This window comes from Massilia agrisoli, assembly GCF_020831365.1.
GTDB classification, from domain to species: Bacteria; Pseudomonadota; Gammaproteobacteria; order Burkholderiales; family Burkholderiaceae_D; genus Telluria_A; species Telluria_A agrisoli.
Map to the genome: position 1 here is coordinate 223,053 of NZ_JAJHPV010000009.1, position 13,299 is coordinate 236,351.

Annotated in this window: 11 protein-coding genes; 8 read left to right on the forward strand and 3 right to left on the reverse strand. The window is 63.3% G+C overall.

Going from position 1 to position 13,299, the window contains the following annotated elements; all coding sequences use genetic code 11:
* Positions 1-3 precede the first annotated feature (3 nt).
* Positions 4-570, forward strand: coding sequence for a PEP-CTERM sorting domain-containing protein (locus LMJ30_RS05515; RefSeq protein WP_229431341.1), 567 nt, complete (start codon positions 4-6; stop codon positions 568-570).
* Here the strand turns inward: LMJ30_RS05515 and LMJ30_RS05520 are convergent.
* From LMJ30_RS05520 to LMJ30_RS05530, 3 genes are all read right to left on the reverse strand, one after another.
* Positions 567-1,958, reverse strand: a complete 1,392-nt coding sequence (locus LMJ30_RS05520) for an APC family permease (protein WP_229431342.1) — start codon at positions 1,956-1,958, stop codon at positions 567-569. The genes LMJ30_RS05515 and LMJ30_RS05520 overlap by 4 nt on opposite strands.
* Before the next feature lie 503 nt (positions 1,959-2,461).
* Entirely contained in the window at positions 2,462-3,700 is a 1,239-nt protein-coding gene (locus tag LMJ30_RS05525; protein ID WP_229431343.1) for a D-amino acid dehydrogenase, read from the reverse strand.
* A 119-nt stretch (positions 3,701-3,819) separates the two neighbouring features.
* The gene (locus LMJ30_RS05530; protein ID WP_229431344.1) at positions 3,820-5,166 is read right to left on the reverse strand and encodes a serine hydrolase domain-containing protein; all 1,347 of its coding nucleotides are present in this window, start codon (positions 5,164-5,166) and stop codon (positions 3,820-3,822) included.
* 201 nt (positions 5,167-5,367) lie between these two features.
* Here LMJ30_RS05530 and LMJ30_RS05535 point away from each other — a divergent pair, with 201 nt between their 5' ends.
* The 7 genes from LMJ30_RS05535 to LMJ30_RS05565 all read left to right on the forward strand — a co-directional run bounded on the left by LMJ30_RS05535 (position 5,368) and on the right by LMJ30_RS05565 (position 13,294).
* On the forward strand, positions 5,368-6,108 hold the full coding sequence (locus LMJ30_RS05535; RefSeq protein WP_229431525.1) for a GntR family transcriptional regulator: 741 nt from the start codon (positions 5,368-5,370) through the stop codon (positions 6,106-6,108).
* 138 nt (positions 6,109-6,246) lie between these two features.
* Complete coding sequence (locus LMJ30_RS05540) at positions 6,247-7,128, forward strand: N-acetylmuramic acid 6-phosphate etherase (protein ID WP_229431345.1); 882 nt, start codon at positions 6,247-6,249, stop codon at positions 7,126-7,128.
* A gap of 42 nt (positions 7,129-7,170) precedes the next feature.
* A complete protein-coding gene (locus LMJ30_RS05545) occupies positions 7,171-8,439 on the forward strand; it encodes an AmpG family muropeptide MFS transporter (RefSeq protein WP_229431346.1) in 1,269 nt (422 codons plus the stop codon).
* A 3-nt stretch (positions 8,440-8,442) separates the two neighbouring features.
* Positions 8,443-9,582 carry an acyltransferase family protein gene (locus tag LMJ30_RS05550; protein WP_229431347.1) on the forward strand — a complete coding sequence of 380 codons (1,140 nt, stop codon included), beginning with the start codon at positions 8,443-8,445 and terminating at the stop codon, positions 9,580-9,582.
* A gap of 25 nt (positions 9,583-9,607) precedes the next feature.
* Positions 9,608-11,248 (forward strand): glycoside hydrolase family 10-like protein, encoded by a 1,641-nt coding sequence (locus LMJ30_RS05555; protein ID WP_371872977.1) that lies wholly within the window; start codon positions 9,608-9,610, stop codon positions 11,246-11,248.
* Positions 11,249-11,446: 198 nt separating this feature from the next.
* A complete protein-coding gene (locus LMJ30_RS05560) occupies positions 11,447-12,370 on the forward strand; it encodes an N-acetylglucosamine kinase (RefSeq protein WP_229431349.1) in 924 nt (307 codons plus the stop codon).
* 18 nt (positions 12,371-12,388) lie between these two features.
* A complete protein-coding gene (locus LMJ30_RS05565; protein ID WP_229431350.1) occupies positions 12,389-13,294 on the forward strand; it encodes an N-acetylmuramoyl-L-alanine amidase in 906 nt (301 codons plus the stop codon).
* Positions 13,295-13,299: the final 5 nt, after the last annotated feature.

Here is a 13,299-nt window from a genome sequence, read left to right on the forward strand (position 1 = left end):
TCCATGAAACTAGCCCTCGCCCTCGTGACACTCGCCGCCACCCTCGCAGCACCTGTGCATGCCGGATTGATTAATGTCAGCTACGTCACGCTGACCAACCCGCGTGGCCTGCAAGTGGCTGAGTTCCAGGCGTTCGAGCACGGGACGGGCACGAATGTGGCGCTGGCATCGCAGGGAGCAACTGCCAGCACCACTACCGGCACCTGGGATTGGGCTTCGACGCCGGACAAGGCGATTGACGGCAACCTCAACCAGAACTTCCCCAATATGTACCACCCGGCATTTGGCTATAGCGGAAACCTGACGATTCGCTTTGCCTCGACCGTTGAACTCGACAGCTTTACGATCTACGGCCGTCTCGATTGCTGCTCCGACCGTGATATGTATAACGTGGCGTTTTTCGACGTCAACGACAATCTCCTGTATAGCGCATTCGACGCCGATGCTCGCAGCCTGGGCCAGGTGACGGTCGCGCTGCCGGATACTGCAGTGCCGGAACCTACTTCGGTCGCCTTGCTGGGACTGGGACTGTTCGGCGTACTCGCCGCGCGCCGCCGTAAGGCAGCTTAATCACTCCCGCTTGCCGGTGCGTTAACCGGCGTCTTCCCGCTTGCGCGGTTCAGCAGGACTGTGACCACCCAGAGGGCAACGCCGATACCGAGCAGGACGCCGGCGACCTTGTACTGGACCGGGTCACGTCCCGTCCACGGCCCGGCGAGGAAGGCGCATGACAGCGCGCCCAGGACCGGCAGGAACACAGGGGTCCTGAAATGCTCGTGGGCGACCGGGTCGCGGCGTAGCACGAGCACGGCGATATTCACCACTGCAAATACGCACAACAATAGCAAGGCGGTGGTTCCACCCAGTGCGGGCACTTCGCCGACGAAGGTAATCAGGCCAAAGGCAAGCAAGGTCGTAACACCGATCGCAACGTAGGGCGTGCGCCGCTTCAGGTGCACTTTGCCCAGCACGGCGGGCAACACGTGCTCGTTGCTCATGCCATACAGCAGCCGGCTGGCCATCAGCATGTTGATCAGCGCACTATTAGCCACCGCAAACATCGTGATGATGCCGAAGATCCAGAGCGGAAAGTTGGGAGCGCCTGCTTCGACGACCTGCAGCAGCGGCGTCTCGCCTTCCCCCAGTTGCTGGGCGGGCACCAGCGTGATTGCGGACACCGACACCGCGACATAGATCAGCCCGGTTATGACGAGTCCGGCCAGCAGCACTTTCGGGAAGTGGCGGACCGGGTCCTTGCACTCCTCGGCCATGTTGACGGAATCCTCGAAGCCGACCATGGCGAAGAAGGCGAGCGTGGTTCCCGCCATAACGGGCCAGAATGTGCCGCCATCCTCGGCGGCCTTGAATTCGAAGGCACGGGACACGTCGCCCTCGCCGGCGGAGATGGCCAGCGCCCCGATGACGATGATGATCAAGAGACCGCTCAGTTCGACGCAGGTAAGGACGACGTTGAATTTCACGCTCTCGCCCACGCCGCGGAAATTAACTGCCGCCACCAGCGCCATGAAGGCGAGGCCGGCCAGCGTGATGCCGATGCCGCCGGCCAGGTTGAGGTCGAAGGCATTGGACAGGTTTGCCGCAAATGCTCGCGAAGCGGTCGACGCCGACGTGATGCCCGAAGACATGACGGCAAACGCGACGATGAAGGTAACGAAGTGGATGCCGAAAGCCTTGTGGGTGTAGAGGGCGGCACCGGCGGCCCTTGGATACTTGGTGACGAGTTCGAGGTAGCTGAAAGCGGTCATCAGCGCGACGGCGAAGGCCACGACGAAGGGCAGCCACACCACGCCGCCGACCTGTTTGGCCACCTGGCCGGTGAGTGCGTAGATGCCGGTACCGAGGATATCGCCCACGATAAACAGCATCAGCAGCCACGGCCCCATCACCCGCTTAAGGCTGGGCTGGCCCATATTTTCGGCAACTGAAGGAATGCTCACTCAGCCTCCTGACAAGAACGCCTACAAGTAAAGAATACTTGGCACAACGCCCTGCATCAAGCAGCGGATTCTGAAGTGAAGCCACGTCCCGCAGTTCGGGGTCCGTCCCGCGGGACAGAAAAATCAGGGTCAGACCCCGTTTCCGGCAATCTTTCCAGAATCGGGGTCAGACCTCATTTTCGGCAATCTTTCCAGAATCGGGGTCAGACCCCAATTCTGGCAATTTCCCGGCAGTCAGGGGTGGTTCTGGCAATGCGCGCGTGCGACGCATTTGATGTTCGCGCGGCTGCCGGCAACTTCGGGGTCCGTCCCCGGGGGCACATCCCGAAGTTGGGGTGATGGCCAGGTAATCTTTCCAGAATTGGGGTCTGACCCCGAATTGGACAAGTTTTAGCGAGTCAGCCCGGCCGTGGGTCCGTCTCCTGGACGAACCTCGAACTTTGGGGGGGGCGGCCAGGTAATCTTTCCAGAATCGGGGTCTGACCCCGAATTGGGAAATCTTTTTAGAGGGTCAGGCCGGCTAGGGGGATCGGCGCAGGCTTGCCGCTCATGAGGTCGGCAAGGATGCTGGCCGTGCCGCAGGCGAAGGTGAAGCCGAGCGGGCCGTGGCCGACGTTGAGCCAGAGGTTCGGGTATTCGGTGGCGCCGACAATCGGGGCGCTGGTCGGCGTGGCGGGACGCAGCCCGGCCCAGGTTTCGATGTGCTCGTAGTCGGCCGCGCGCGGCATCGTGGCGCGCACTTGCCGCGTCAGGCTTGCGATCCGCTTTGCGTTGATCGAGCTGTCTTCGCCGACCATGTCGACCATCGCCGCTACCCGCAGCTTGTCGCCGATGCGCGCGTACAGTACCTTGCGTTCGAAGTCGGTGACGCTGATCTCCGGCGCGCGGTCGGTCGGACGGATCGGCGCCGTCAGGCTGTAGCCTTTGAGCGGGTAGAGCGGCAGGTAGATGCCGGCGCTGTCGGCCAGGGTGCGGCTCTGGATGCCGGCGGCGAGCACGAAACTGTCGGCCGAGAGCATGCCCGCCGTGGTGTCGAGCCAGCTGACCTTGCCGTTTTCGGTGACGAAGCCGCGCGCTTCGCCATGGACCACGCCGCGGAAGCGCGGGCTGGCCGCGAGCCTCTCTTCGAGCGCGCGGCAGAAGCCGTAGCAGTCGGCCACCGCTTCGCCGCTGTTGAAGATGCCGCCCGCGAGAACGCCTTCGGCGTCGGCCAGCGCCGGTTCGCGCGCCACGCATTCGGACGGCGACAGGACCTGGCGCGATTCTTCCGAGTCGGGACGGGCTACCGCGGCGTCGAAGACGCTGCGTGAACGGTAGACGACCAGCTTGCCGGCGTCGCGCCATGCGAACTCGTCCAGTGGCAGCACGACTTCGAGTTCCGCCATTTTCTTGCGGCTGAGCTCGCCGAGCTTGAGCAGGCGGGCGGTGGTTTTCGCATTGGCGCCGGCTGTGCAGTTGGCCAGGAAGCTGGCCAGCCAGCGCCACTGGCGCAGGTCGGCTTCGGGACGGAAGCGCAACGGGCCGTCGGCTTGCATCAGCCATTGCAGCCCCTTGAGCGGTACGCCGGCGTCGGCCAGCGGCGAGACGTAGCGGTAGCTGAGCTGGCCGCCATTCCGGTAGCTGGCGGCGGTGCCTACCTCGCTTTCGCGTTCAAGCAGCGTGACCGAGTATCCGGCCTCAACCAGCCACCAGGCTGACGTCAGGCCAACGACACCTCCACCAATTACGATCACATGCTGCATTTCCGACCCAATAGTTACAATTTAGTGCATGAGCTTAGGCGCTGGCCCCGCTTCGGGCCAATGAATGTAGATCGAACGGCCATAACCACTGCTCATGCACCCTTACGGGGCGTTGGAATTCAGGTTTTTTTACCGGCGATGACATGGCGGTGCAGGGCGCTGAGGATCTGTTCCTCAAAACGGGGCATGGCGGAATACTTGCCCTTGTACACCTCCGGGTCGGACGACACGCCGCCCACCAGCACCACCATGCCATTCTTGCCAGCCAGGTCGGCGGCGAATACCGACATCAGCCCGTACGCTTCGCCCAAATGGCCGACGCCGGCAAATCCGCCGCCTTCGACCAGTTGCATGCCGGGCTTGTCCGGGAAGTGCTGGTTACCCAGTCCCCAGTAATTGAACAGGCCCTTGTCGGTGTCGCCGTTGCTGCCGTCAAACGCCCATTGGGGCGCGAACATGGTGGCAAGCGTGTCCGCCCGCAAAATCTGGCGGCCTTCGTGTTTGCCCCCGTTCATCAGCATCAGCATGACCTTGCCCATGTCGCGCGCGGACATGCGCATGCCGCCAGTCGGGCTGAACGGGGTGGCGTTGGTGCCGATGACGTAAGTATCGATGCCGGCCGGGCGCGCAGGCGGTCGCTGGCTGTAGTCGTCCACCTGGGCAATCCACGGACCGGCAGCGTTCCAGATTTCGGTGTCGACCGTGCGCTTGCGGTACAGGGTGGACAGGTTGGCCAGGTCGCCGGCGGGGAATTCGGAGGGGTTGTAGCCGCCGTGCAGGCCCATCGGCTCAAGCAGCAGGCGCTTCATCAGGCGGTCGAAACGCTCGCCGCTGACCCTTTCCATGATCGTGCCGATGACGCCCCAGTTCAGGTTCGAGTAGGTGAAATAGCGGCCCGGCGCCGCAGTGGGCGCCCACATCGCGCCATTTCCGTACAGTTCGCCACCGGGGACCAGCAGCGCTTTCAGCGGTTTCGCGGCGGGGAAGGAGTAGCCGAGGTCGTCACGCAGCGTGGAGGTATGGCTCAGCAGGTGGCGGAGGGTGACCGGGTGGTCCGGGAAGTGCGGGTTGCGCAGCGGATAGCCGAGATAGCCGCCGGCGTCGGCGTCCAGCGCCAGCTTGCCGTCCTCTACCAGGCGCATCAGCCCGAGTGTCGTCATCATCTTCGAAATGGACGCCATCCGGTACAAGGTGCGCTCATTGGCTGCTTTCGATGGCGCGCCGCCAGTGCCAATAACGCGCTGGCCAGTCTGGAATTCATAGGCGATCTTGCCGTCGCGGATGGCCAGTACCGACATGCTCGACAGCTGGCACTCGGGCGCCTGGGCGATGGCCGTCAGCTCCGCGTCGAGCGCGGTGCGGGCCTCCGGCGGACCGGCGACTACTGGTTTTGGCGCGCCGCCAAGAACATGCCCCACGCCGCCCAATAACGCCATGCCTAGCACTGCACGCCTGCCTTGTTTCATGCTGTCTCCCTTGGATTGTTGTTCAGCGAGGATAGATTGCCATCATCGCCGCTGCCAATGAAATGTGCATCCGGCCCCATAACCTTTTAGTATATTGATCCGCCTTTCTTTCATGCGGGAGTGATTATTCACACTTTATTATTGCAATTACACTGAGGTCACAGCACCATTACCGGACTCGTCAGCATGAGCGGAACCGCAATGAGCAACAGCATCACCGAGTTCAGGGTCGACCTGAACGACAATTCCCCCTTGTACATGCAGGTCGCGCGCAAACTGATCCAGGACGTGCGCGAGGGCCGCTACCGTGTCGACCAGGCACTGCCGTCAGAACGCCTGCTGTCCGACCAGCTCGATATTTCCCGCGTCACTGCCCGCAAGGCCATCGACCAACTGGTCGACCAGGGCCTGGTGGTGCGCCGCCGTGGCTCCGGCAATTATGTGGCGCCGCGCATTGAGCAGCCCTTGTCGAACCTGTCCAGTTTTTCCGAGCAGCTTGAGCAGCGCGGCTACCGTGCCGGCTCACAATGGCTGAAGCGGGCCATCGTGATGGCCGCCCCCGATGAACAACTCAGCCTGGGACTGCCGTCGAACACCCGCGTGGCCCGCCTCGAACGCCTGCGCCTGGCAGATGACGTCGTGATGGCGTACGAAGTGAGCGTAATCCCGGCCACTATCCTGCCGCGTCCGGAAGGCGTCGGCGATTCCCTGTATGCCCACCTGGACAAGACCGGCCACATGCCGGTGCGCGCGCTCCAGCACATCCGCGCGATGAATGCCCCGGCCACCTTGGCCGAGCAGCTGGGCATCCCTGAAGGCAAGGCGGTGCTGTTCATCACCCGCATCGGCTATCTCGAATCGGGCCAGGCGGTCGAGCTGACCCATTCCTACTGCCGCAGCGACCATTACGATTTCGTCGCTGAAATGAGGCGCGTTTCATAACTTTTCGGAATGACAATGCCTGATCCTTTCATGGCGAAGGCTGCGAATTTGGTATTACACTGGTTTTATCGGATTGCTATCGGGCGGTTTTCGCTTGGCCAATCCATCCGACGAATTTGACGCCGCACCGAGCCCCTGATGTTAAAAACCGAAACTCCAGACCAGCAGCACGCCGAACTCGACCAGTATCCGACCGTTGAACTGGTCAATACATTGGTGGATGACCAGATCAACGCCGTCAACGCGGTGCGCGCGGCAGCCCCGCGCATCGCCGCGGCCGTTACCGCGGCCCTGCCCCGCATCGAAGCGGGTGGTCGGCTGATCTATGTCGGCGCCGGTACCTCCGGCCGCCTGGGCGTACTCGACAGCGTCGAGCTGTACCCGACCTTCTCCTGGCCGACCGAGCGCGCGGTTGCGCTGCTGGCCGGCGGCACCAAGGCGATGTTCGTCGCGGTCGAAGGCGCCGAGGATGACCTTGTCCAGGGCGATGCCGACCTGCGCGCCGCGGGCGCCGGGCCGAACGACGTGGTCCTCTTGATCGCCGCATCGGGCGGCACGCCGTATGTACTGGGCGCCCTGCGCGCCGCGCGCGAGCTGGGCGCGCTGACCGTGGGCTTTGCCAACAACACCGACGCGCCGGTCGCCAACGAAGCCGAGATCGGCGTGACCCTCGACACCGGTTCCGAAATCATTTCCGGCAGCACCCGCCTGAAGGCAGGCACCTCGCAGAAGATCGCGCTAAACACCTTCTCAAGTGCATTAATGGTGCGTTTGAACAAGGTTTATGGCAACCTGATGGTAGACTTGAAGCCCACCAACGCCAAGCTGATCCGGCGCGCGGTCCGCCTGACCATGATTGCCACAGGCGCCGACGAAACGGCAGCGCGGGCGGTGCTGGAACAATGCGATTTCCATGTCAAGGTTGCGGTCGTGGCCTTGAAGCGGAATACCGACGTCACCCAGGCCAGGGCCCTGCTTGAAACGGCGCGCGGCAGCGTGCGCCGGGCACTCGCCGCATAAGTTGCCGGCGGGCGCCAGCGCCCGCCTCATCAAGAAAGATCTATGCAAAACGCGCAAGTGAGAAATCCATGGGCCTGGATTCCGACGCTGTATTTCGGCCAAGCCATTCCTTACGTTGTGGTGATGACCTTGTCGGTCACCATGTACAAGAACCTCGGCATCTCCAACGCCGACATTGCGCTGTATACCAGCTGGCTGTACCTGCCGTGGGTCATCAAGCCGCTGTGGTCTCCCTTCGTCGACATGTTCCGCACCAAGCGCTGGTGGGTAGTCGGCTTGCAGGGCCTCATTGCAGCGTCGCTGGCGCTGGTGGCATTTACCATCGAGATGCCGTCCTTCTTCCAGGTCAGCCTGGCCGTGCTGTGGCTGATGGCGTTCAGTTCCGCCACCCATGACATTGCCGCCGATGGCTTCTACATGCTCGGGCTCAAGCAGCACGAGCAGGCCGCCTTTGTCGGCGTGCGCAGTACCTTCTACCGCCTGGCCAACATTGCGGGCCAGGGCTTGCTGGTCTACCTCGCAGGCGAACTGATCAAGTCAACCGGCGACGTTGCCTATGCCTGGTCGGTCGTGTTCTTCGTGCTTGCAGCCATGTTCATCGCTCTGTTCGTCTACCACCACTTCATTTTGCCGCGTCCGGAGTCCGACCGCGCAGTAGTGCAAGGCGATAATTACCTGAAAGAATTCTTCGCCACCTTCGCCAGCTTCTTCCGCCGCAAGGACATCTGGCTGATCCTCGGCTTCATCCTCACCTACCGCCTGGGCGAGTCGCAGCTGATCAAGCTGGTGACGCCTTTCCTGATGGACCCGCTGGAAAAAGGCGGCCTCGGCCTGACCACCTCGCAGGTCGGCATCGCCTACGGCACTGTCGGCGTGACCGCGCTGACCTTGGGCGGACTGGCCGGCGGCTACCTGATCTCACGCCTTGGCCTCAAGCGCTGCCTGTGGCTGATGGTGTTTTCCGTCCACCTGCCTGACCTGGTGTTTGTCTACCTGGCAAGCGAGCAGCCGCAAAGCATCTACGTCGTGTCGACCGCGCTGGCGATCGAGCAATTCGGCTACGGCTTCGGCTTCACCGCGATGATGCTGTACATGATCATGGTGTCGGAAGGCGCCCACAAGACCGCGCACTACGCGATCTGCACCGGGCTGATGGCGCTTGGCATGATGGTCCCGGGCATGTTCAGCGGGCGTATCCAGGAGTACATGGGCTACCAGAACTTCTTCATCTGGGTGTGCGTCGCGACGATTCCAGCATTCATCATGGCCGGCCTGGTCAAGATCGACCCCGAATTCGGGAAGAAGCAGTAAGGGATGGCACCGGCAGGCAGGCTCACGTCGCTCGACGCATTCCGTGGCTTCACCATCGCCGCCATGGTGCTGGTGAATAACCCAGGCGACTGGTCCAACCTGTATCCGCAACTGGCGCATGCCAAATGGCACGGCTGGACTTTCACCGACCTGATCTTCCCGTTCTTCCTGTTCATCGGCGGCGTCTCGATGGCGCTGTCGCTGGGCCGGCTGGCCGCGGCCGGCGCCGACAAGCCGCAGCTGCTGGCCAAGCTGGCCAAACGCGCCGCGCTGATCTTCCTGATCGGCTTTTTGCTGAACCTGATCCCGCACTTTAACTTCGCCACCGTCCGGATTCCCGGGGTGCTGCAGCGCATCGCCATCTGTACCCTGCTGGCGGCGCCGATCGTCGTCTACTTCAGCTGGCGCGCACAGCTGGCCTGGATCGCCGGACTGTACGCCGTCTACAGCGTGCTGATGCTTTATGTACCGGTGCCCGGCATCGGCGCGGGCGTACTCGAACCGGGGCAGGACTTCGGCGCCTACATCGATCGGATGGTGCTCGACGGCCACATGTGGGCGCAGTCCAAAACCTGGGACCCGGAAGGCCTGCTCAGCACCATCCCGGCGCTGGCCAGCCAGTTGCTCGGCGTGCTGGCCGGGCGCTGGCTGCTGTCGCGCCAGCCGCGCCAGGAGCAGACGGTGTGGCTGTTGCTGGCCGGCCTGTTGCTGGTGTGGCTGGGCGTGATTTTCGACAGCATCCTCATGCCGATCAATAAAAGCCTGTGGACGCCGTCATACAGCCTGCTCGCTGCCGGCTGGGCCACGGTGATCTTTGCCGCGTTCTACTGGCTGCTCGACGTCAACCCGCATGCCGCGGTCCGGGAAGCGGCGGCGCGCTGGAGCAGGCCCTTCGTCATCTACGGCATGAACGCGCTGTTCATCTTCGCTTTCTCGGGCCTGGTGGCAAAGATGTTCGGCTTCATCAAATTTGATCAGCCCGACGGCGCCGCCCTATCGCTGGGCAAGAGCCTGTATGCACCGATCCGCGCGCTGCCGATAGCGCCGGTCAACACGTCTTTGCTTTATGCTTTGCTGTTTAACGCTGGCATGTTCGCCATTGCATGGTTCATGTGGCGCAAGAAGTGGTTTGTAAAAGTTTAAAAACGAAAATATTTGGGGAACGGTTGTGCAGCCTAATTTGAAAAAACGCGCGTTTGCGCTTGCGGGTATTGCCGGCGCGGTGGCGCTTGGCGGTCTGATGACGAGCTGTACCACGGTGAAGCCGGGCAAGACGGTTGCTGGCGCGCCGTTGACCGCCACACCAGCCACCATCCCTGCCGTGGGCAACGAGGTCGAACCGCCGGCAGCCCCGCGCGAATTTCGCGCAGCGTGGGTATCGACGGTGGCCAATATCGACTGGCCGACCAAACAGAACCTGACCGCCGCGCAGCAACAGGCCGAAGCCATTGCCATCCTGGACCGTGCCAAGGCGCTGAACATGAACGCGATCGTGCTGCAGGTGCGCCCGAGCGCCGACGCGATCTATCCGTCGAAGCTGGAGCCTTGGACCGAGTACCTCAACGGCACGCAGGGCGAATCGCCGAAGCCATGGTACGACCCGCTGAAGTTCTGGGTAACCGAGGCGCATGCGCGTGGCCTCGAGCTGCACGCCTGGTTCAACCCCTACCGCGCGCGCCATGCAACGGCCAAGTCGCCCAACGTGGCCTCGCATATTTCGCGCAGTAACCCGGCCGCCGTGAAAAGCTACGGCAAGTTCCTGTGGATGGACCCGGGCGAAGCATCGGCATCGAAGCAGACCCTCGACGTCATCCTCGACGTGGTGCGCCGCTACGACGTCGATGGCGTGCACCTGGACGACTATTTCTACCCGTATCCGATCGAAGCGCCTGGCGCCACCGGCGCCGAAGCTGCGGCGCTGGACGGCACCGCGGCAAAGACCGAGCTCGATTTCCCGGACCAGCCGTCGTGGAACCGCTATGTGCAGGGCGGTGGCAGGCTCGACCGGGCCAACTGGCGCCGCGATAACGTCAACCGCCTGATCGAAGAAATCTACAAGGGCGTCCACCGCGAGAAAAGCTGGGTCCGCTTTGGCATCAGCCCGTTCGGGATCGCCCGTCCGGACCGCCGCCCGCCCACGATCTCGGGCTTCAGCCAGTACGACAAGCTGTACGCGGACGCCGAGCTGTGGCTCGAAAAAGGCTGGGTCGATTACTTCACGCCCCAGCTGTACTGGCCGATCTCGCAGACGCCGCAGGCCTACGACGTGTTGCTCGACTACTGGCTGGCGCAGAATGCAAAGGGCCGCCATATCTGGCCGGGCCTGTTCACCAGCCGCATCGGCGCGGCGACCAAGTCGTATGCACCGGCCGAAGTGCTGAAACAGATCCAGGTGACGCGCGAGCGCCCGGCCGCCACCGGCCACGTGCATTTCAGCATGGCGGCGATCATGGAAAACCGCGAGGGCATCGCCGACCAGCTCAAGGCGGTGCACTACACGGCGCCGGCGCTGGTGCCGGCCACGCCGTGGCTGGGCAATACGGCGCCCGGTACGCCAACAGTGCGTGCTGCCCGCGCAGCAGGCGGCGTCAAGCTGAAACTGGCCGCCGGCCGCGCCAACGCGCAGTACGCGATCTGGTCGCGCCATGGCGACCAGTGGAAGTTTGCGGTGGCGCCAGTGTCGACGACCGACTTTACCGTCGCTGACGATGCAAAGTACGGCCCGGCCAGCGCAGTCGTGGTCAGCGGCGTCGACCGGCTCGGCATCGAAGGCAAGCGGGTATCGGTGCCAGGCGTTGCCACGAAATAAACGGAAACTACCCCCGTATAACCTTTTGTCATGAATACGGGCCAAGCTTTCATTCGCAGGGGGAAATGCTTGGCCGTACACTTGCAAGTTACTAAACGTCATTCCCGCGAACGCGGGAACCCATACAGCGCTGGCATACAAGCTCAGCATGGATTCCCGTTTGCACGGGAATGACGAGATGAGACTGCGGAACAGGAAATGAACAGTTTGGACGGCGAACCGGAAAGCGGCCTCGGCCTTGGTATCGATGCAGGCGGCACGCAGACGCGCTGGGCCCTGGCCCGGTGCGACGGCAGCATCGTGGCCGAAGGACAGGTCGCGGGCCTGTCTGCCTTACATATGGGCAGCACCGACGGACGCGAACGTATCCACGCCAGCTTCAGCGAGCTGGCGGCCGCGGCGCTGGCGCATGGGCGCCCGAGCCATGTTTCTGCCGGCCTGACCGGCTTTGGCGGCGACGGCGCGCTGCTGCAAACCTGGCTGGGCGAACTGCTTGGCCTCGACCCATCCGCGGTTACCCTCTGCAACGACATCGAAATCGCTTACCTCGACAGCTTCAAGCGCGGTGAAGGCTACCTGGTGTACGCCGGCACCGGCTCGATTGGCGCGTGGATCGACAATGAAGGCGAGTTCCACCGTGCAGGCGGCCGCGGCGTCGTGCTCGACGACGGCGGCGGCGGCTTCTGGATCGCCCGCGAAGCGCTGCGCCACATCTGGCGCGCCGAGGACGAAGACCCCGGTTGCTGGGAAAAATCCGCGATGGCGCGCGCCGTGTTTGACTATATCGGCGGCAGCGACTGGTCGCTGTCGCGCCAGTTCATCTATGGCCAGGAGCGGGGTGAAGTCGGCAAACTGGCGCTGGCCGTCGCCGCCACTGCCGGACAAGACCCGGTCGCCGCGCGCATCCTGGAGGAAGCCGGACGCGAACTGGCGCGCCTCGCCAGCGCGCTGACCCGCCGCTTCGGCCCGCGCCCTGTCGTGCTGGCTGGCCGCGCATCGGCGCTGCATCCATCAATTGCCGCCGCCATGCGCGCGGCACTGCCCGCCGATATCCAGCTAACCCACACCGTCGGGCGCGCGCACCATGCCGCCGCCCGCATCGCCGCACGTATTAACGATTAACGCTACCGGAAACGACACATGAAGAAGCTGCTCGCCCTCTCCCTGATTGCCCTGCTCGCTGGCTGCGCCACCGGACCACGCATCGACAAGTCGCTGACTGCCAAGAGCCAGAGCAGCCGCGTCAAGTTTGTTGTCCTACACTACACGGTGGCCAACCTGCCGAGCTCGATCAAGATCCTGACCGAGCAGGTCGTCAGCAGCCACTACCTGCTGACCGACGAAAAAAAGCCGGTGATCTACGGCCTGGTTGACGAAACCCGCCAGGCCAACCACGCCGGCGTGTCGAGCTGGAAGAACTACACCTTGCTCAACACCAGCTCGATCGGCATCGAGATCGTCAACCCGGGCTTTACCGAATCGACCGACGGCAAGCGCATCTGGTATCCGTTCCCGAAAGAGCAGATCGACGAACTGATTCCGCTGCTGAAGAAGATCGTCAAGGAGCACAACATCCCGCCGGAAAACATCATCGGCCACGCCGACATCGCCCCGCAGCGCAAGCAGGACCCGGGCCCGATGTTCCCGTGGCATGAGCTGGCGAAACACGGCCTGACCGTGTGGCCGGACGCCGCGAAGGTCGCCGCCGCCAGGCCGGGCTTCGAGCAACTGCTGCCTGACGCCCTGTGGTTCCAGGAAAAGCTGGCCACCTTCGGCTACGCGGTTCCGCGCAACGGCCTGTTGGACAAGGAAACGCGCAATGTCATTACCGCATTCCAGATGCGCTATCGTCCAATGACGATCGATGGCACCCCGGACGCGGAAACTGCGGCAATGCTCGAAGCGCTCGTGCCATCGCCGGTCCTGCCAGCAGCTGTGCCAGCGCCTGTGGTGACGCCAGTACCAGAACCGGTGCCAGCACCAGTACCAGCGCCGGCGCCAGAGCCTGCGCCAGTCCCAGCGCCGGTCATTCCGGTCCAGAAGTGATTATT